The organism is Roseateles sp. P1_C6, assembly GCF_056406315.1.
The window spans coordinates 49,382-69,466 of the sequence record NZ_JBFUAK010000005.1 but is presented as its reverse complement, the minus strand read 5'-3'; the positions used below and the strand labels follow the sequence as shown (position 1 = coordinate 69,466).

The following is a 20,085-nucleotide window of genomic DNA, read 5'->3' as shown; positions in this document are numbered from 1 at the left end:
ATGTCCATCCACGTCGCCCTCAAACACGTCACCCGCTACAAATACGACCGCCCCGTCGCCCTCGGCCCGCAGGTCGTTCGGCTCAGGCCCGCGCCGCATTGCCGCACGCCGGTGCTGTCGTACTCGCTGACCATCGAGCCGGCCAAGCACTTCCTGAACTGGCAGCAGGACCCGTTCGCCAACTACCTGGCGCGGCTGGTCTTCCCCGAGAAGACGACCGAGTTCACCGTCACGGTGGACCTGGTCGCCGAGATGGCGGTCTACAACCCGTTCGACTTCTTCCTGGAGCCACACGCGCAGACCTTCCCGTTCGCCTACGACGAGGCGCAGCGCGCCGAGCTGGCGCCGTACCTCGTCACCGAGCCGGCCACGCCGCTGCTGGACGCGTACCTGAAGACCATCGACCGCAAGCCGCAGGTCACCATCGACTTCCTCGTCGCGCTGAACCAGAAGGTGCAGCACAGCGTCTCCTACCTGATCCGCATGGAGCCCGGCGTGCAGACGCCGGAGGAGACGCTGGCCAAGGCGTCCGGCTCCTGCCGCGACTCCGGCTGGCTGCTGGTGCAGCTGATGCGCCACCTGGGCCTGGCGGCACGCTTCGTGTCGGGCTACCTGATCCAGCTGACGCCCGACGAGAAGGCGCTCGATGGCCCCAGCGGCACCGAGGTCGACTTCACCGACCTGCACGCCTGGTGCGAGGTCTTCCTGCCTGGTGCCGGCTGGATAGGCCTGGACCCCACGTCGGGCCTGCTGGCCGGCGAAGGCCACCTGCCGCTGGCCGCCACGCCCACGCCCGGCAGCGCCGCGCCCATCAGCGGCGCGGTGGACGAGAGCGAGGTCGAGTTCGAGCACGAGATGGCCGTCACGCGCATCTACGAGTCGCCGCGCGTGACCAAGCCCTACAACGACGAGCAATGGGCGCAGGTGCTCAGGCTCGGCGAGCAGGTCGACCGCGAACTCGTGGCCGGCGACGTGCGCCTGACCATGGGCGGCGAGCCCACCTTCGTGTCCATCGACGACCGCGACGCGGGCGAATGGAACACCGAGGCGCTGGGCCCGACCAAGCGCCTGTACGCGCAACAACTGACGCACCGGCTGCGCGACGAGTACGGCCAGGGCGGCTTTCTGCATTTCGGCCAGGGCAAGTGGTACCCGGGTGAGCAGCTGCCGCGCTGGGCCTTGTCCATCTGCTGGCGTGCCGACGGCCAGCCCTGCTGGCGCAACCCGGACTGGTTCGCCGACGAAAGCGAGGGCCACGCCTACACCAGCGACGACGCCAAGACCTTCATGGCCGCGCTGACCCGCCGCCTGGGCGTGACGGACGCGCACGTGCAGCCCGGTTACGAGGACACCTTCTACTACCTGTGGCGCGAGCGCCGCCTGCCGGTCAACGTCGACCCGTTCGACTCGCGGCTGGACGACGAGATGGAGCGCGCGCGGCTGCGCCGCATCTACGAGCAGGGGCTGGCGCATGTGGTCGGCTATGCGCTGCCGCTGAGCCGCAGCGAGGACACGCCGCCGCTGGGCGGCAACCGCTGGCAGACGGGGCCTTGGTACTTCCGTGACGAGCGCCTGTACCTGTTCCCCGGCGACTCGCCGATGGGCTGGCGCCTGCCGCTGGATTCGCTGCCCTGGGTCGGCAAGGGCGACTTCCCGCACCTGATCGAGCAGGACCCCTTCGCGCCGCGCGGCATGCTGCCTGCTGCCGCGGCGCTGCGCGCGCAGACCATGGGCGTGCTGTCGACCGGGCCGACGCCGGGGCTGCTGCGCGGCGGTTCGGCCGCCGCGGGCGACGGCTCAGCACCCGGCGCCGGGAGCGCTGCGTCTGCGGCCCAGCGCGCCCCCGCCCGCTTCGAGAGCGCCCGTGGCATCACGCGCACGGCGCTGTGTGTCGAGGCCCGCGACCCGCGCCGCGCCAATGGCCCCAAGGCCGAGCGCCAGGGCAAGGCCAGTGGCGTGCTCTACGTCTTCATGCCGCCGCTGGAAAAGCTGGAGCACTACCTGGAACTGCTGGCCGCCGTCGAGTGCACCTGCGAGGACACCGGCTACAAGATCGTGCTGGAGGGCTACCCGCCGCCGCGCGACCCGCGCCTGAAGCTGCTGCAGGTCACGCCCGATCCCGGCGTCATCGAGGTCAACATCCACCCCGCGCACAGCTGGCGCGAGCTGGTCGACCACACCGAATTCCTCTACGAGGCCGCGCGGCTGACGCGCCTGTCGAGCGAGAAATTCATGATCGACGGCCGCCACAGCGGCACCGGCGGCGGCAACCACTTCGTGCTGGGCGGCGCCACGCCGGCCGACTCGCCCTTCCTGCGCCGGCCCTCTCTTCTGGCCTCGCTGCTGGCCTACTGGCACAACCACCCGTCGCTGAGCTATTTGTTCAGCGGCCTGTTCATCGGCCCGACCAGCCAGGCGCCGCGCGTCGACGAGGCGCGCAACGACCAGCTGCGCGAGCTGGAGATCGCGCTGACCGAGATCCACAAGGCGGGCGACAACGTCATGCCCTGGCTCATCGACCGCACGCTGCGCAACGTGCTCGTCGACGTGACCGGCAACACGCACCGCAGCGAGTTCTGCATCGACAAGCTCTACTCGCCCGACTCCGCGACCGGTCGCCTGGGCCTGCTGGAGCTGCGCGCCTTCGAGATGCCGCCGCATGCGCGCATGAGCATCGTGCAGCAGCTGCTGCTGCGCGCGCTGGTGGCGCGCTTCTGGAAGACGCCCTACCGCGCGCCGCTGGTGCGCTGGGGCACCGAGCTGCACGACCGCTGGCTGCTGCCGCACTTCGTGCAGGAGGACTTCGGCGACGTCATGCAGGACATGAACGAGGCCGGCTACCCGCTGGACGCCGCCTGGTTCGCGCCGCACTTCGAGTTCCGCTTCCCCAAGTACGGCGAGTTCGCCGCGCGCGGTGTGCAGGTCACGCTGCGCAGCGCGCTGGAGCCCTGGCATGTGATGGGCGAGGAGGGCTCGTCCGGCGGCACCGCGCGCTATGTCGACTCGTCGCTGGAGCGGCTGGAGGTGCACGTCACCGGCCTGGTGGACACGCGCCACCGCGTCACGGTCAACGGCATCGCGCTGCCGCTGCAGCCCACGGGCCGCGTCGGTGAATACGTGGCCGGCGTGCGCTACCGCGCCTGGCTGCCGCCGTCGGCGCTGCACCCCACGATCGGCATCCATGCGCCGCTGACGGTGGACCTGGTCGACACCTGGCAGAACAAGAGCCTGGGCGGCTGCCGTTACTCGGTGGCCCACCCGGGGGGGCGCAACTACGAGACGCTGCCCGTCAACGCCTACGAGGCCGAGAGCCGGCGCCTGTCGCGCTTTGTCGCGCTGGGGCACACGCCGGGCAAGCTCGTCGTCGCCGAGCCGCAGCGCAGCCTGGAGTTTCCGTTCACGCTGGACCTGCGCAAAGTATCCTGAGCGCATGCGTATTGAGATCGAACCCGGCGTCCGCCTCTTTGTCGACATCGAAGGCCTGGGCCACGTGCCTGAAGGCCCAGAGCTGCGCGCGAAGCCCACCCTCGTGCTGATCCACGGCGGCCCCGGCTTCGACCACACGGCCTTCAGGCCCTTCTTCAGCCGCTTTGCCGACATCTGCCAGGTCGTCTATTTCGACCTGCGCGGCCATGGCCGCAGTGACCCGCGGCCGGCCGAGGAATGGGTGCTGGATGTGTTCGCCGACGACGTCGTGCGGCTGTGCGAGCGCTTGGGCATCGTCAAGCCCATCGTGCTGGGCCAGAGCTTTGGTGGCTTCGTCGCGCAGCGCTACCTGGCGCGGCACCCGGGCCATCCGAGCAAGGTCGTGCTGTCCAGCACCTCGCATCACTTCGGCCTGCAGCGCAAGATCGAGCGCTTCGGCGCGCTGGGCGGCCCCGATGCGGCCGCGGCCACGCGCGAGTTCTGGGAGCATCCGAGCCCGGCCAGCTGGGCGGTCTACGAGAAGCATTGCCGCCACCTCTACAACACCCGGCCCAAGAACCCCGATGCGGGCGGCTGGATGATGTTCAAGCCCGAGATCCTGTTCGCGCACACGCGCGGCGAACTGCGCAACATGGACCTGCGCCCCGGCCTGGCCCAGGTGCAATGCCCGGTGCTGGTGATGGCCGGCGAGCAGGACCCGGTCACACCGCCGGAGGACGCGCAGGAGATCGTCGCCGCGCTGCCGGCGCCCTGGGTGCAGTTCGAGCGCTTCGCCGACGTGGGCCACGGCGCATGGCGGGATGACCCCGACGCCGCCGAGCGCGTGCTGCGGGCGTTTCTCACGGCTTGACAGGGCAGGCCCCGGTGGGGGCGGCGTGGACATTGCTTGACAATGCCGTTTGCCCTCGCCCTGCCCATGCCTGCCCCCACCCGACTCGCCGCCCGCCGCCATGTCTGAGCTCACGCCCAGTCAATGGAGCCTGCTCCCCGACGAGCCGGAAGAGCCGCCCGCCCCCGACCCGCTGGCCCAGGCCGCATCGGCCGCGCTGCGCAGCCGCGATGGTCATTTCTACGAGCTGACCGGCCAGGTCAACCATGCCGGCGAGCCGCAGGCGGGTCTGAGCGAACGCTGGCGGCGCTTCTTCGAGGCCGGCGGCGCGGCAGGCTGGCAGGAGCTGAGCGCCAAGGCCTTGCGCGTGCAGCGCCGCGTGCTGGAGGACGGCGCCAGCTACAACGTGCACAGCGACGCGCCGCCGCTGCCGGGCGAGACGGGCCGCGAGGGCGCGCCGCTGGCCCGCCACTGGCCGCTCGAGCTGCTGCCCATGCTGATCGAGCCTGACGAGTGGCGCCACATCGAGGCCGGCATCGCCCAGCGCGCACGGCTCTTGAATGCCGTCATGGCCGACACCTACGGCGAGCGCCACCTGCTGCAGCAAGGCCTGCTGCCGGCCTCGCTGGTGCTGGCCCACCCGCAATACCTGCGCGCCATGCATGGCAGCGAGCCGGCCGGTGGCGTGCACCTGCATGTGCTGGCCTTCGACCTGACGCGTTGTGCCGACGGTCACTGGTGGGTGGTGGGCCAGCGCACGCAGGCCGCTTCGGGTCTGGGCTATGTGCTGGAGAATCGCCTCATCATTGCGCAGCAGTTCCCGGAAGCCTTCCGGCAGATGGCCGTGCAGCGGCTGGCCGCCAGCTATCGCGACTTCATCCAGGCGCTGACCAAGCTGTCGCCCGCCGGCGAGCGCAGCCGCGTCGCGCTGCTGACCCCCGGGCCGCGCAACGAGACCTATTTCGAACAGGCCTTCCTGGCGCGCTACCTCGGCATCACGCTGGTGGAGGGCGCCGACCTGACCGTGCGCGCCGACAAGGTCTACCTGAAGACGCTGGCCGGCCTGGAGCGCGTGCACGTGCTGCTGCGCCGCGTCGACGACACCTGGCTGGACCCGCTGGAGCTGCGCCCCGACTCCATCCTCGGCGTGCCGGGCCTGCTGCAGGCCGTGCGCGCCGGCGAGGTGGTGCTGGCCAACACACCCGGCTCCGGCTGGCTGGAAAGCCCGGGTCTGACGGCCTTCTGGCCCGGCGTGGCCGAGGCGGTGCTGGGCGAGGAGCTGGCGCTGCCGGCCATCCAGAGCTGGTGGTGCGGCGAGGAGAGTGCCTGGCGCGCGCTGCGGCCGCGGCTGGCGGAGTTCATCGCCGTGCCGACCTTCTCGGCCAGCAGCACCACGCGCAGCTTCGCCCCCATCGTCGCCGCCGAGCTCAGTGACGAGGCGCTGCGCGACCTGGCCGCGCGCATCGACGCCGACCCCACCGCCTACACGCTGCAGGCGCGCGTGAAGCCGACCAAGCAGCCGGTCTGGACACGCGGTGCGCTGGAGCCGCGCGTGGCCGTGCTGCGCGTCTTCGCGCTGTGCGACGGCCACGGTGGCTGGAAGGTGCTGCCCGGCGGCCTGACGCGCGTGGCACCGCGCCGCGACCCGCTGGCCGACGCCTGGCTGTCCATCCAGCGCGGCTCCCTGAGCGCCGACACCTGGGTCATGACCGACGGCGAGGTCGACGCGACGACGTTGCTGGCGCAGCCGCTGCAGCCCGCCGACCTGGCGCAGGTGCACTGGACCGTGACCAGCCGCGCCGCGGAGAACCTGTTCTGGCTGGGCCGCTACACCGAGCGCGCCGAGAACAGCGCGCGGCTGGCGCGTCATGTCATCGAGGCCAGCGTCATGGTCCAGCGCGGCGCCATGCCGCCGCCCATGCTGCCGCTGCTGGACGCGCTGGCGCGCCGCCACGGCCTGGTCGGCCCGCGGGCGCCCAAGGCCGACGACGACCCGCGCGGCTTCGAGCGCGCGCTGCTGAGCTCGCTGCTGACCAGCTCGGGCGTCACCAGCGTCGGCTGGAACCTGCGCGCGCTGCAGGGCTGCGCCCAGGCGCTGCGCGAGCGCCTGTCGCCCGAGGCCTGGCGCCTCATCCACGAGACGGCGGCGCAGTTCGAGCAGCACCTGCGCGCCGTGCTGGACCGCCCCGGCCCCAGCGCGTCGGTGACCGACGTGCTCAATGTGCTGGCCCGTGCCGACACGCATCTGGCCGCCATCACCGGCGCGCAGACCGACCGCATGACGCGCGACGACGGCTGGCGGCTGCTGTCCATCGGCCGGCAGATCGAGCGGCTGTCCTTCCACGCCGAGGTGCTGGCCGAGACCTTCGCGCAAGGAAGCGCCGGGTCGCTTCCAGCTTCCTTGACCCCCTCGGGGGGCGGGCTGGGCGAAGGCCCGACCTGGGGGCACACACAATCTCTGGCTCTCAGCGAGGACGGCTTCGGCCTGCTGCTGGGCGTGTTCGACTCCACCATCACCTACCGCGCGCAGTTCCAGGCGCGCCGCGAGGCGCCGCCGCTGCTGCACCTGCTGGTGCACGACACCGACAACCCGCGCTCGCTGGCTTGGGTGGCGCGCACGCTGCGCGACCGCTTCGCCAAGCTGGCGCGCCACGACCCCGGCTGGGCCGCGGACGTCGGCGCCGAGCTGCCCGTGCCCGAAGCCTGGCCGCTGGCCGAGCTGGCCGCGCCCGGCCCGGCCCTGGTCGAGCACCTGAAGCGCGCGGCCGCGCAGGCCGGCGAGCTGTCCAGCCTGATCAGCCAGCGTTACTTCGCGCATGTCATCGGCGCCGAGCAGAGGGTCTGGCAGTGAGCGACGTGCGCCTGGCCGTCCACCATGTCACCGAGTACACCTACGAGGACTCGGTCGAGTGGGCCTATCACGCGGCCTGCCTGGCGCCGCGCGACACGCCGTGGCAGACCGTGCACGGCTGGCGCCTCAACATCGACCCCTTGCCCGATGGCTGGGGCGTCGAGGGCCTGGAGCTGGACGCCGCCGAGCTGGCCCGCCATCTGCGTCGCGACCCCTGGGGCAACCGGCACCTGAGCTTCGGCCATTCGCGCGTGCATGAGCTCCTCGTCGTCGACAGCCGCTTCGAGGCCGCACTGAGCGCTCGCCCGGCGCCCGAGCCCGGCCGCGGCCCGTCCTGGGAGGCGGTGGCGGCCAGCCTGCGCTACCGCGCCGGCCGCGCGCTGCAGGCCGCCGACGAGTTCGCGCTCGCCTCCACCTACGCCGCGCCCGACGCCACGCTGACCGCCTACGCACGCCGCGCCTTCTCGCCCGGCCGCACGCTGGCGGCCGGCGGGCTGTCGCTGATGCACCAGATCCACACCGACCTGCGCTACGTGCCCGAGAGCACGACGGTCGCGACGCGCGCCGCCGACGCGCTGGCGCAGCGCAGCGGCGTCTGCCAGGACTTCGCCCATGTCTTCATCGCTGCCTGCCGCTCGCTGGGCCTCGCGGCGCGCTATGTGTCCGGCTACCTGCTGACCCACCCTCCGGCCGGCCAGCCGCGCCTGGTCGGCGCCGACGCGTCGCATGCCTGGGTGGAGCTGTGGTGCCCAGAGCAGGGCTGGCTGGCGCTGGACCCGACCAACGCCGTGCCCGCGGGCCTGGACCATGTCACGCTGGCCTGGGGCCGCGACTACGCCGACGTGGCGCCGCTGCGCGGCGTGCTGCGCGGGGGCGGCGTGGCCAAGCTGGGCGTCAGCGTCAGCGTCGAGCCCGTGACGGGCTGAGCAGCGCGCACGTCGCCGCTCAACGCCGCTGTGCGAGCAGCACCGCCACCTGCGCGGCCAACTGCTCGTCGATGAACTCCTTGGCACACAGGCCCACGCCGGGCAGCGCCGCGCTGTCGGCGCGCAGCGCGTCGCTCACCTGGCCCGTGACGATGAGCACCGGCAATGCGGGGTGCAGCTGCCGCACGGCCCGGGCCACCGCCAGGCCGGACATCTGCGGCATGTTGTAGTCGGTCACGACCAGGTCGATCGCGGCGGGCGTGGCAGCCACGGCCGCCAACGCGGCCTCCGGGTCGGCGTGGGTCTCGACGCGGTAGCCCTGGCGCTCCAGCAACGCGGCGACGGTCAGCCTCAGCACCTCGTCGTCGTCCAGGTAAAGGATGCGTTGGCCCTGGCCGCGCGCGGCGGCGGCGCTGGTGGGCTCGGCTGTGGTTTCGGCGGCGGTCGCGGCGACGACGGGGAGCCAGATCTCGAAGAGGCTGCCGTGCCCCGGCGCCGAGCTGACCTCGATGCGGCCACCGTGGCCGGTGATGATGCCGTGCACCATCGCCAGCCCCAGGCCCGTGCCCTGGCCTGCGACCTTGGTCGTGAAGAAGGGTTCGAAGATTCGCTCGCGCAGCGCGGCATCCATGCCGGCGCCGTCGTCCTGCACGCCCAGGCGCGCCCAGGGCCGGTCGTCCAGCATCCGTGCCTCCAGCGTGATCTCGATGCGGCCCTGGTGGCCCGGCATGGCCTGCCACGCGTTGTTGCACAGGTTCAGCAGCACCTGCTGGATCTGCGTGGGCTCGGTGACGACGTGCACCGGGGCGTCCGTCAGCTGCACGTCCAGCGTCACGGTGACCGGCAGGCTCAGGCGCAGCAGCGCCAGCGCTTCCTGCACCAGCGGTTGCAGCGGCTGCGCCCAGCGCCCCTCGGCGGACGGGCGGCCGAAGGTGAGCAACTGCTGCACCAGCGTGCGGGCGCGCAGGCCGGCCTGGCGGATGCGCTGCAGGTGCGGCCGGCCGGCGTGGTCGTCGGCGAGGTCGGTGTCCAGCAGCGCCGTGCCGCCCAGCACGACGGCAAGCACGTTGTTGAAGTCGTGCGCGATGCCGCCCGCGAGCGTGCCGATGGCCTGCATCTTCTGTGCGTGGCGCAGCTGCGCCTCCAGCCGCTGCCGCTCGGCGGCGGCGCTCAGGCTGGGCGTGAGGTCGCGCACGATGACGCTGGCCAGGCCGCTGCCGTCGCTGTCCTGGTAGCTCATGGAGCTGACCTCGGCCTCGAACAGGCTGCCGTCGCCGCGGCGCATGCGGATCTGTCCGCGCGTGCGGCCGGTGGCATTGCGCTGGGCCATCAGCTCGGGCAGGCGCGGGTCCTCGAGGTCCAGCAGGTCGGCGCGGCCGGCGGCGATGAACTCGGCTTCGCTGCGGCCGAACAGCTCGCAGGCGGCACGGTTGGCGGCGATGACACCGCCGCCGGGCCGGGTGTTGAGCACCGCGTCCAGGCTGTGCTCGAAGAGCAGGCGCAGGCGTGTTTCGCTGCGTGCCAGCTGGGCCTTCTCGGCCTCCAGCCGCGCCAGACCCTCGCGCACGCGGGCTTCGGCGCGCCGACGCCCGCGGGACAGCCCGGCCGTCAGCGTCGCCAGCGACGCCGCGCAGACCAGCCCTGCCGCCAGCAAGGCGGCGGTGCCCTCGTCGACGTCCCGCCACCAGGCCAGCGGCGCCGGCGCCACTTCGACCAGCCAGCGCCGGTCCGCGACGTTCAGTGCGAAGCGCTGGGCCTGGGCAGCGGGTGCGGCGCCTGGTTCGCTGTCGTAGACGGCTGCGGCGCCGGCGGCGTCCTGGTCGGTCACGCGCACACGGGCCGGGCTGGCCAGTTCGGGGGGCAGGGCGCTGCGCACGAGGGCCGTGGTGCGCAGCGCGATGCCGACCACGCCGGTGGCGGCCGCGCGCCGTGCCGCAGTGCCGCCCGGCAGGTGGTCGCTGCGGTAGGTGGCCGCGCGCACGACCACGTGGCTCAGCTCGGGGTGCGGCGGGCGGTGGCGGTCGCGTGCCAGCAGCAAGGGCGCGGTGGCCACCAGGCCGCCGTCGGCAATGGCGCGTTCGACGGCCTGGCGGTAGGGCTGGCCGGGGTCGTAGAGGTCGTAGCCGTCGCTGAGCGGGTCGCGCGGCAGTTGGTGGCGCAGCAGCATGTACTCGGGCCGCGTGCCGGAAGGCTGGATGTCAAAGCCCGGGTGGCCGGCAGGGTCGATGCTGCGGTCGGCGCGCACGCGCTCGACGTAGGCGTCGCGCCCGGCCGCCTCGACGCGCTCGGCGATGAAGCTCAGCGTTAGGCCTGCGTAGCGCCCCGTGCCGAGCATGGTGTCGGCATAACGAGAAAACTGCGCGTCATCCAGCCGCTGCGCGCCGCTCGCGGCCAGGCGCAGGCCGGGCAGGATGTCCAGATGGCTGCGCACGGCGCCCGTCAGCGACAGGCGGAAGGCCTCGGTGTGGCGCTCGAACAGCGCCTTGCGGTCGGCCGCGTTGCGCATGACGGACCAGGCTGCCAACGCCAGCGTCACCACCAGCGTGGCTGCGAACAGCAGCCAGGGCAGGGCCCTGCGAGCCAGAGGTTCAGCGGCGGGCATGGGCGGTCGGGTCTCCCTCGGCCGCCTGTGCCAGGCTCAGCGGCTAACAGCTTTTTCTAATGCTTGGCGGTCGATGATAGAGCGGCACACCCTGTCTCGCCGGTTCAGTGTTGCAGCAGCGGCAGCACCGATGCGACCATCAGCGCCGCGGCACCCCAGTTGAAGGCCTGCAGCGCGCGCGGCCGGTGCAGCCAGCGGCGCATCTGCTCGCCCAGCAGTGCCCAGGAGCCGCAGCAAGGCAGGTTGACGAGCACGAAGATGGCTGTCACGGCCGCGATGCCCAGGTCGCCGTAGGCCGTCACGGCGGTCAGCGCCATGGCCCAGGCCTTGGGGTTTATGACCTGGAACAGTGCCGCGGCGCCAAAGCCCATGGGCCGGCCTTGCGCCTGGCCGTCGCCGGCCGTCGGCGGCGCCGCGGTGGCGACCTTGTAGGCCAGGTAGAGCAGATAGGCCAGGCTGGCCCACTTCAGCACGTCGTGCAGCGCGGGGTAGCGCGTGAACACCTGGCCGAGCCCCAGGCCCACGAGGACCAGCATGACGCCGAAGCCGAAGGAGATGCCCAGCAGATGCGGCAGGCTGCGCCGCCAGCCGAAGCGCGTGCCCGAGGCCAGCAGCATCAGGTTGTTGGGGCCCGGCGTGACGGAGGTGACGAAGGCGAAGCCGGTCAAGGCGATGATCGTGGCGCTGGTTTCCATGGGGCGCAACTCTAGGCAACCGGGCGGCGAATGGGCTTGCGTTCTGCGGTGCGCCGCGCCGTTGGTGTGCAATCATCTGCGGCCATGGATGCGATCGACGAGAAAATATTGCGTGAACTGGTCAGGGACGGCCGCGTCACCAACGCCGAGCTGGCGCAACGCATCGCCCTCAGCCCCTCGGCCTGCCTGCGCCGCGTGCAGGAACTGGAGCGGCTGGGCGTCATCAAGGGTTATCGCGCGGTGCTGGACCCGGCGCGGCTGGGCCTGGGCTTTTTCGCCTACGTGGCCATCGGCCTGTCGCGCCACACGCTGGCGGAGCAGCAGGGCTTCGAGCAGGCGATGCGCGACTGCCCGGTCGTGCGCGAATGCCACAACGTGACCGGCGCCTTCGAGTACCTGCTGCGCGTCGAGGTGCCCGACCTGGCCGCCTACAAGCGCTTCCACGCCGACGTGCTGGGCGGGCTGCCGCAGGTCAGCATGATCACGAGCTACATCGTCATGGACTCGCCCAAGGACGAGCGCGGCTGATCCGCCGGCGTGCGGCGCGGCGGCAGCGGGCGAGGGGGCTTCAGCGCTTGACTTTGCCGTCAGCGGTCAGCATCGACAGCTCGACGAAGTTGGAGCCGACGTGCTTGGTGGGCGAGAAGGCCAGGTGGTAGCCGCGTGAGTCGTAGCCGGACAGGCTTTCCAGCGCACCGATCAGCGCCTCGCGGCTGGGCTTGCCGCCGGTGCGGCGCAGTGCGTCCACCATCACGCGGGCGGCCAGGTAGCCCTCGATGCTGGTGTAGTTGGGCTCGGCCTTGGGGTCGAACTTGTGCAGCGCCTGCTGGTACTCGTTGACCAGGCCGGCGGCGGTGCCAAACGGCGAGGGCATGACCTGCGAGACGACGACGCCGGCGGCGTCCTTGCCCAGTTCGTCCGCCAGCGCCTGGGTGCCGACGAAGGAAACGTTGTAGAACTGGCCGAAGTACCCGGCCTTGCGTGCCTCGCGGATGAAGGCCGCGCAGCTCTTGTAGGCGCTGATCTGCACGATGGCCTCGGGCTGCGCCGGTACCAGCGTCTTCAGCGCGGCGGCCACATCCACGCTGTTGCGTTCCACGGTGGCCACGGCCACCGGCTGCAGCCCGCGTTTTTCGAGCGCACGCATCACGCCCTTCAGGCCGGCCTGGCCGTACGCGTCGTTCTGGTGGAAGACGGCGATCTTCTTCTGGTCGAGTTGCGTCAGCTGTTTGACGATCAGTTCGGTCTCGTCGTAGTAGCTGGCGCGGATGTGGAACACCAGCTTGTTGAACGGGTCGCGCAGCGATTCGGCGCCGGTGAAGGGCGCGACGAACGGGATCTTGGCGGCCGTGGCCAGCGGCAGCGCGGCCAGCGAGGTGGGCGTGCCGACATAGCCGAACAGCGCGAACACGTCTTCCTGGATGAACTTCTCGGTGTTGGCCTTGCAGCGTGCGGGGTCGTAGCCGTCGTCCAGCGTCTTCAGCACGATGGGCAGGCCAGCGACGCCGCCGCCCGTGTTGATCGCGTCGAAGTAGGCCTTGGCACCCAGCTGCATCTGCAGGCCGAGCTGGGCGGCCGGGCCGGTCAGCGGCACCGACTGGCCGAGCACGATGGCGCGGCGCTCCTGGGCATGGCTGAGACTGAGGGCCGGCAGGCTGAGGCCGGCGATGGCGAGTTGGTGGAAGCGGCGACGAGTGTGCATACCCGCATGATCTGCGAGGTTGGCCCCACCAACGTGTGAAAAAAATCAGGTCTTGCTGGTGCTTGTGCGCAGGCGACCGGCACGTTTGTTAGCAAACATTTCTTCGTCGGCTTGGCGCATTAGCGAATCCGGCGTGCGGCCGTCTTCGGGGAAGTGGGCCAGGCCCAGGCTGCTGCCCACCGCCACCTGCACCCCGCTGCTCAGCGTGATGGGCTGGATCAGCGCGTCCAGCAGGCGGTTCAGCACCGGCTCCGCCTCGGCCGGCGCCTGTGCCGGCGTCAGCAGCACGACGAATTCGTCCCCGCCCAGGCGGGCCACCGTGTCGGTGGCGCGCAGCCCCGCCTGCAGTCGTGCGGCCACGGCCTTCAGCACCTCGTCGCCGGCGTCGTGGCCGTGGCTGTCGTTGATCTGCTTGAAGCCGTTCAGGTCCAGGTAGGCCAGCGCAAAGACATGGCCGGTGCGCTCGGCGCTGGCGATGGCCTGCTTGAGGCGGTCGGCCAGCAGTAGGCGGTTGGGCAGGCCGGTCAGCGCGTCGTGCAGCGCGGCCCGCTCCATGCGCGCCTCGTAGGCCTTGCTTTGCGTGATATCCACCATCATCCACAGCGAGGCGCCGTCGCTGCCGGGCAGCTCGATGCCGGAGAGGTCCACCCAGATCAGCGAGCCATCCTTGCGCCGCATCTGCAGCTGCGTGCGAAAGCGCCCACCGGCGCGCAGCTGCGGGTAGGCCGTGGCGCCCAGCGTCGTGTACGCGGCGTCGTCGACGTACAGCAGGCGGGCCGCGGTGCCCAGCAGTTCGCCGTCGTCGTAGCCGAACATGCGCTCCACGGCGTGGTTGCGCCAGACGGCCTTGCGGTCGCGCAGCTTGACGATGCCGACCAGGTCGCTTTCCAGCATGGCCTCTTGATCGAGCGTCAGCTGGTGCAGCTGTTGGCGGATGCGATGCGTCTCGCTGATGTCGAACATCACCGAGCGGCTGCGCAGGTAGCCGCCGTCGGCGGCGTAGATGGCCGTGGCCGACAGGCTGACGCGGCGGGTCTGGCCATCGCGGCCGGTGACGTCGAACTCCAGCCCCGACACCCGCCCCTCGCGCATGAAGCGCGGGAAGGCCGCATCGAACAGCACGCGGCCCTCGTCGGTGAAGAAGTCGCGCGGGCTCATGCGGCCGATCAGCTCGGTCGCCGTGAAGCCCAGCCAGCTCACGCCCAGCGCATTGATCTGCAGGAAGCGGCCCTGGCTGTCCAGCGCGTAGTAGGCGCAGGGCGCGTTGTCGTAGAGGTCTTGTAGGCTCTGGCGGGCCTCGTCGGCCTGGGCCTGCAGCGCCTTGCGCGCCGTGATGTCGGACTCGATGACCATGAAGCCGCTCAGCGCCTCGCTCTCGTCGCGCAGCGGCTGGATCTCGATGTCGACCCAATAGTCCCGGCCCCACTTGCTGCGGTGGATCAACTCGACCTTGCAACCCAGGCCCACATTCATCGCCTCGCGCATGCCGTGCACGGCGTCGGCATCGGTGAGCTCGCTGTGCAGCAGCTCGCTGGGCAGCTTGCCCAGCGCCTCGGCACTGGTGTAGCCGCTCAGCCGCGTGAAGCCGTCGTTGACCCAGGTGATACGCCGCTCGGGGTCGGTGATCAGCACCGCATTCGTCGTGTGGCTGGCCACCATTGCCAGCCGGGTCAGGTCGGCCGTCATGCCGCGCGCCATCTGCTCGGCCCGCGCGCGCCCGGCGGCCAGCAGATAGACCGTCACGGCCAGCAGCAGGCTCAGCGCCGCGCCGCCCAGCTCCAGGCCCAGGCCGGACAGGCCCAGCAGGCGCATGGTGGCGTCGTGCGTCAGTGCGCTGTCGAGCTGGAACTCGCGCCCGGCGACCGAGAAGCGCAGCGACTCCGCCGTCGACGCCTCGGCCAGCGAATACTCCGCGGCGTCCTCGGGCGGCAGCGTCTCGCCCCCACGCGTCGCGAGCAGGGGTTGCCACTCGCCGTCCACGGTGCGCGCGGACAGCTTCAGGTCCAACAGCGACATGGCGGGCTCGGCAACGCCGCGCAGCATGTCGTTGGCCACCATGGGCGCGTACAACAGGCCTTGCAAGGCCGCTCTGCGCTCGGCCGGGTTGCCGGGGTCATGCCCCTCCCGGTAGACCGGCACGAGCAGCAGAAACCCCGGGCCCTTCAACGGGTCCTGCACCAGCCGCACGGGGCTGGACAGCGTCGCCTCGCCGCTGTCGATGGCCTGCTCTATGGCCTGGCGGCGCACCGGGTTCGCACCCGAGTCGATGCCCCAGGCCGAGAAGTTGCGCGAGAACGGCGAGATCTGCGTGACGACGTACAGCGTCGGGTCCTGGCCCGAGCCATGCACGCGGAATTCCATGGCGCCGTCGCGCTGGCGGGCGGCGACGAAGGCATCCAGGTTGCGGCGTTCCACCCGCTCGATGAAACCGAAGCCGCGCACGCCGGGAAACTCCTTGGGCAGGTCGCGCGACTCGACATAGGCATCGAAGGCGGCACGGGTGAACTTGCCTTCCAGCGCCGCCAGCGCGCCGCGTGCGCCTTTCAGGCCGTAAACCGGCATCGTCAGCCGCTTGACCAGGTCGGATTGCAGCCGCTCGACCTGGCGCCCCTGCAGGCTGCGGGCCTCGGCGCTGGCGTTCTGCTGCTGCCAGATGACCGCCGCGGCCGTCAGGGCCAGGCCGATGGACAACACCGCCGCCGCCGCGACCCACGCGGTGGTGCTGACCATCTCTGGCCCGGTGTAGCCGTCTCCGATGCGCAAGCTTGTCTCTTTTCTTTTGCCGTGGTTGCAACGCCGCACGGCGATTGAAGCATTTCCGGCAGGCGCCGTCAGCCCCGTGGCGGGTCAAGGCGTGCACTGTCCACGCCTGGGCCGCGCACAATCGCGTCGCTATGAATCTGCACCTCATCCAAGCCCGCGCCAACCGCCTCGCCAACCGCCGCCTGCTGGGCGTCGTGGCGCAGCTGAGCGAAGCCGACTTCCACGCGCCACGTGTGAGCTTCTTCCCCAGCCTGGCGTTGACACTGAACCACGTTTTGAACGTGGACCACTACTACATCGCCGCGCTGCATGGCGACGAGGCCATGCGTGCCATCTGGGCCAGCTATGTGCCGGCGAAGACGGCGGCCGAGCTGGCCGAGCGGCAGGACGCCAGCGACCAGCGGCTGATCGCGCTCTGCGAGACGCTGACGCCTGCCGACGACGAGCGCATCGTCGCCTTCGACCGCGGCGCCGGCATCGCGGCCGGCCCGCGCGAGCCGCTGGCGCGGGTGCTGGGCCACCTCTTCATGCACCAGACCCACCACCGCGGCCAGGCGCATGCGATGTTGTCGGGCACGTCGGTGAAGCCGCCACAGCTGGATGACTTCATCATGCTGGGGGACAAGGTCCACCGGGTTGAGGACATGGCCGCCCTCGGGTGGGCCGAACCGGTCTGAGCCTTGGCCACCCGCCTGGCTGCGCGCCAGGCGTCGCTCAGAGTTCCGCCACGCCCTTGACCCGCACCGGCATCGCGACCGGCTGGGCCACGACCTCGACCGCGCGGCCGTGGAAGCGGTCCAGCAGCGACTGCCACTGGGTCTTCACTGCCACGACATTGGCATGCTTCACGTGGCCATAACCGCGGATCTTCTCGGGCAGGCGGGTCAGCTCGACCGCGGTGTTCAGGTTGTCGGCCGTCAGTGAAGCCAGGATGTCGTCGACCAGCGCCTCGTAGTCGGCGATCAGCTGGCGCTCCATGCGGCGTTCCTCGGTCTTGCCGAAGATGTCCAGCGCGCCGCCGCGCAGGCCCTTGAACTTGGCGAGCCATTTGAAGGCGGTGAAGGTCCACGAGCCCAGCTCGATCTTTTTCGCGCGGCCGTCGGCGCCGGGCCTGGAGATCAGCGGCGGCGCGAGGTGGAAGCTCAGGGATTCCCAGTTCTCGAACTGGTCCTTCATCGCCGCCTCGAAGCGGCCGTCGGTGTACAGCCGCGCGACCTCGTACTCGTCCTTGATGGCCAGCAGCTTGGCGTAGTAGCGGGCCACGGCCTGGGTCAGGCGTTGGCCCTTGGCGAGCGCGGACTCGGCGGCGCGCACGCGGTCGACCAGCGCGCGGTAGCGCTGGCCGTAGGCGGCGTCCTGGTAGTCCGTCAGGAACTTCACGCGCCGTGCGATCAGGCCGTCAGGGCCGTCGAGCTGGTCGAAGTTGAAGAGCTTGACGACGTTGGCCTGACCGGCGAGGCGCTGGATCGCGTCCGGCGCGGCGATGGCCAGGCGCCCCAGCGCGAAAGCGGTCTTGTTGGCTTCGGCCGCCACGCCGTTCAGTTCGATGGCGCGCATCAGCGCCGCCTCGCTGACGGGGATCAGCCCGCGCTGCCAGCAGGCGCCCAGCATGATGATGTTGCTGGGCAGCGTGTCGCCCATCAGGCGCTGCGAGATGTCTTGCGCGTCGATGGTGTCCAACGTGCCCTGCTCGCCGACGGCGAACTTCATCTTGGCCAGCAGCGAGTCCCCTTGCAGCGATGCATCCGGGTTGCGCACGAAGCCGGCGGTGGGCAGCTCGTGCGTGTTGGCGAGGATGACCGTGCGGCCGGGCTTGACCGTGCCCAGCGCATCGGGCGACGCGCCAACGACCATGTCGCAGGCCAGCAGCACGTCGGCCTGCTGGGTGTCGATGCGCACCTGGTTCAGCAGGTCCAGCGTCGGCGCCACGCGCACGAAGGAGAGCACCGCGCCGCCCTTCTGCGCAAAGCCCATGAAGTCCAGCACCGACGCCTGCTTGCCTTCCAGGTGCGCGGCCATCGACACCAACGCGCCGACCGTGACGACGCCCGTGCCACCGACGCCGGTGACCAGCAGGTCAAACGGCCCCGTCCAGTGCCAGCTCGCAGGGGGCTGGATGGCAGCAATCTCGCGCGCCAGGTCTTGCGCCGTGTAGCTCGCGCCGGCCTTCTTCTTCAGCACCGGCTCGTGCACCGACACGAAGCTGGGGCAGAAGCCGTTCACGCAGGAGAAGTCCTTGTTGCAGCTGCTCTGCTCGATGGCGCGCTTGCGGCCCCAGTCGGTCTCCACCGGCACCACGCTCAGGCAGTTCGACGCCACGCCGCAGTCGCCGCAGCCTTCGCAGACGGCCTCGTTGATGAAGATGCGCTTCGGCGGGTCCGGGAATTCCTTCTTCTTGCGGCGGCGGCGCTTCTCGGCCGCGCAGGTCTGGTCGTAGATCAGCACGGTCACGCCTTCGATCTCGCGCAGCTCGCGCTGCACGGCGTCCAGCGCGCTGCGGTCGTGGAAGGTCGTGCCGGTGGGGAACAGGCCGTGGTGGCCGTCGTACTTGCCGATCTCGTCGGACACCACCACCAGGCGCTTGACGCCCTCGGCCTCGACCTGGCGCGCGATCTGCGGCACGCTGGTCTGGCCGTCCACCGGCTGGCCACCGGTCATCGCCACCGCGTCGTTGTAGAGGATCTTGTAGGTGATGTTGGTCTTGGCCGCGATCGCCTGGCGGATGGCGAGATACCCCGAGTGGTAGTAGGTGCCGTCGCCCAGGTTCTGGAAGACGTGCTTCTCTTTGGTGAAGCGCGAGTGCGCGGCCCAGTCCACGCCCTCGGCGCCCATCTGGATCAGGCCCGACGTGCCGCGCTCCATCCAGCTGGCCATGAAGTGGCAGCCGATGCCGGCGAGGGCCCGCGAGCCCTCGGGCAGCTTGGTGCTGGTGTTGTGCGGGCAGCCCGAGCAGAAGTAGGGCTGGCGGCGCACGCCGTCGGCGGCGTTGCTCAGCAGGCAGGGCGTCAGGAAGTCGACCACCAGGTGGCGGCGGTCCAGCGCCGGGTTCAGCCGCGCCAGCCAGTCGGCCACCGTGCCCATGATGCGGCTGGGGCGCAGCTCGCCCAGGGCGCTCAGCACGGCGGCGCCATGCTCGTCCGTCTTGCCGACGACGCGCGGGCGCTGGAACTCGGGCAGGTGGTACAGCAGCTCCTTGATCTGGCGCTCGACGACCGGGCCCTTCTCCTCGATGACCAGCACGTCGGTCAGGTTGCTGCAGAACTCGGTGATGCGCGTCGGCTCCAGCGGGAACACCAGACCCACCTTGTAGACGCGCACGCCGGCCGCGGCCAGCGCGTTTGGGTCCAGGTCCAACCGGCGCAGCACTTCCATGAAATCGTAGTGCGCCTTGCCGACCGTGACGATGCCCAGCGTCGCGGCCGGGCTGGTGACGATGTGCTTGTCGATGCTGTTGACGCGGGCGAAGGCCTTCACCGCGTCCAGCTTGTGCGCCAGGCGCGACTCCAGCTCCAGCGACGGCAGGTCCACCGAGCGGATGTGCAGGTTGGTCGGCGCCTCGTAGTCGACCGGGCGTTCGAAGTCCAGCGCGACGCTGTCCAGGTCCACCGTCATGCCGCTCTCGACGACCTCCGAGATCGCCTTGAAGCCCACCCAGGCGCCCGAGAAACGGCTCAGCGCCCAGCCATACAGGCCGAACTCCAGGTACTCGGCCACGTTGGCCGGATGCACCAGCGGCATGCTCCAGGCCTGCAGCGCCTGGTCGCTCTGGTGCGGCGTGCTGCTGGACACGCAGCCGTGGTCGTCACCGCAGACCACCAGCACGCCGCCTTGCTTGCTGGTGCCGTAGACGTTGCCGTGCTTCAGCGCGTCGCCCGAACGGTCCACGCCCGGCCCCTTGCCGTACCACATCGCGAACACGCCATCGACGGTGCGCTGCGGGTCCAGCGCCACGCGCTGCACGCCAAGACACGCGGTCGCGGCCAGGTCCTCGTTGATGGCGGGCAGGAACTCGACGTGCGCCTTCTCCAGGAACTTCTTCGCCTTCCACAGCTGCTGATCCACCATGCCCAGCGGCGAGCCGCGGTAGCCGGAGACGAAGCCCGCCGTCTTCAGGCCCCCGCGTTCGTCCTGCGCCTTCTGCGCGAGCAACAGCCGCACCAGCGCCTGCGTGCCGGTCAGGAAGACCGCGCCCGTCGTGGCGGCGAGGTTGTCGCTGAGCTGGTAGGGGCGCAGGGCGGGAAGGACGTCAGACATGCAGGCTCCTGGAGGGCGGGAAATTCTTCCTCGCAGA

At 70.8% G+C, this 20,085-nt stretch carries 11 protein-coding genes; 6 read left to right on the top strand and 5 right to left on the bottom strand.

The features are described 5' to 3' along the window. From AC1D29_RS11750 to AC1D29_RS11735, 4 genes are all read left to right on the top strand, one after another. Positions 1-3,426, top strand: coding sequence for a transglutaminase family protein (locus AC1D29_RS11750; protein ID WP_477897417.1), 3,426 nt, complete (start codon positions 1-3; stop codon positions 3,424-3,426). Positions 3,427-3,430: 4 nt separating this feature from the next. Continuing rightward, positions 3,431-4,276, top strand: coding sequence for an alpha/beta fold hydrolase (locus AC1D29_RS11745; protein ID WP_477897415.1), 846 nt, complete (start codon positions 3,431-3,433; stop codon positions 4,274-4,276). 100 nt (positions 4,277-4,376) lie between these two features. Next, positions 4,377-7,106, top strand: coding sequence for a circularly permuted type 2 ATP-grasp protein (locus AC1D29_RS11740; protein ID WP_477897413.1), 2,730 nt, complete (start codon positions 4,377-4,379; stop codon positions 7,104-7,106). Next, positions 7,097-8,032, top strand: coding sequence for a transglutaminase family protein (locus AC1D29_RS11735; protein ID WP_477898296.1), 936 nt, complete (start codon positions 7,097-7,099; stop codon positions 8,030-8,032). Before AC1D29_RS11740 ends, AC1D29_RS11735 begins: the two co-directional genes overlap by 10 nt. Before the next feature lie 19 nt (positions 8,033-8,051). On the opposite strand, the gene AC1D29_RS11730 is transcribed toward AC1D29_RS11735, so the two are convergent. Both AC1D29_RS11730 and AC1D29_RS11725 read right to left on the bottom strand, forming a co-directional pair. Next, positions 8,052-10,634: an ATP-binding protein gene (locus AC1D29_RS11730; protein ID WP_477897411.1), complete on the bottom strand. Its 2,583-nt coding sequence runs from the start codon at positions 10,632-10,634 to the stop codon at positions 8,052-8,054. 104 nt (positions 10,635-10,738) lie between these two features. Beyond that, the gene (locus AC1D29_RS11725; RefSeq protein WP_477897409.1) at positions 10,739-11,329 is read right to left on the bottom strand and encodes a LysE family translocator; all 591 of its coding nucleotides are present in this window, start codon (positions 11,327-11,329) and stop codon (positions 10,739-10,741) included. A gap of 84 nt (positions 11,330-11,413) precedes the next feature. On the opposite strand from AC1D29_RS11725, the gene AC1D29_RS11720 reads away from it, so the two are divergent. Further along, complete coding sequence (locus tag AC1D29_RS11720; protein ID WP_477897407.1) at positions 11,414-11,857, top strand: Lrp/AsnC family transcriptional regulator; 444 nt, start codon at positions 11,414-11,416, stop codon at positions 11,855-11,857. A 40-nt stretch (positions 11,858-11,897) separates the two neighbouring features. Here AC1D29_RS11720 and AC1D29_RS11715 read toward each other — a convergent pair whose 3' ends face one another. Both AC1D29_RS11715 and AC1D29_RS11710 read right to left on the bottom strand, forming a co-directional pair. Continuing rightward, positions 11,898-13,031, bottom strand: coding sequence for an ABC transporter substrate-binding protein (locus tag AC1D29_RS11715; protein ID WP_477897405.1), 1,134 nt, complete (start codon positions 13,029-13,031; stop codon positions 11,898-11,900). A 45-nt stretch (positions 13,032-13,076) separates the two neighbouring features. Further along, positions 13,077-15,794, bottom strand: a complete 2,718-nt coding sequence (locus tag AC1D29_RS11710) for a sensor domain-containing diguanylate cyclase (protein WP_477897403.1) — start codon at positions 15,792-15,794, stop codon at positions 13,077-13,079. 131 nt (positions 15,795-15,925) lie between these two features. On the opposite strand from AC1D29_RS11710, the gene AC1D29_RS11705 reads away from it, so the two are divergent. Then, on the top strand, positions 15,926-16,471 hold the full coding sequence (locus tag AC1D29_RS11705; protein ID WP_477897401.1) for a DinB family protein: 546 nt from the start codon (positions 15,926-15,928) through the stop codon (positions 16,469-16,471). Positions 16,472-16,508: 37 nt separating this feature from the next. On the opposite strand, the gene AC1D29_RS11700 is transcribed toward AC1D29_RS11705, so the two are convergent. After that, positions 16,509-20,048: an indolepyruvate ferredoxin oxidoreductase family protein gene (locus AC1D29_RS11700; RefSeq protein WP_477897399.1), complete on the bottom strand. Its 3,540-nt coding sequence runs from the start codon at positions 20,046-20,048 to the stop codon at positions 16,509-16,511. Positions 20,049-20,085 lie beyond the last annotated feature (37 nt).

Coding starts and splice junctions, on each gene's coding strand:
- AC1D29_RS11750 (WP_477897417.1), top strand. CDS start 1: ATGTCCATCCACGTCGCCCTCAAACACGTCACCCGCTACAAATACGAC.
- AC1D29_RS11745 (WP_477897415.1), top strand. CDS start 3,431: ATGCGTATTGAGATCGAACCCGGCGTCCGCCTCTTTGTCGACATCGAA.
- AC1D29_RS11740 (WP_477897413.1), top strand. CDS start 4,377: ATGTCTGAGCTCACGCCCAGTCAATGGAGCCTGCTCCCCGACGAGCCG.
- AC1D29_RS11730 (WP_477897411.1), bottom strand. CDS start 10,634: ATGCCCGCCGCTGAACCTCTGGCTCGCAGGGCCCTGCCCTGGCTGCTG.
- AC1D29_RS11725 (WP_477897409.1), bottom strand. CDS start 11,329: ATGGAAACCAGCGCCACGATCATCGCCTTGACCGGCTTCGCCTTCGTC.
- AC1D29_RS11720 (WP_477897407.1), top strand. CDS start 11,414: ATGGATGCGATCGACGAGAAAATATTGCGTGAACTGGTCAGGGACGGC.
- AC1D29_RS11715 (WP_477897405.1), bottom strand. CDS start 13,031: ATGCACACTCGTCGCCGCTTCCACCAACTCGCCATCGCCGGCCTCAGC.
- AC1D29_RS11705 (WP_477897401.1), top strand. CDS start 15,926: ATGAATCTGCACCTCATCCAAGCCCGCGCCAACCGCCTCGCCAACCGC.
- AC1D29_RS11700 (WP_477897399.1), bottom strand. CDS start 20,048: ATGTCTGACGTCCTTCCCGCCCTGCGCCCCTACCAGCTCAGCGACAAC.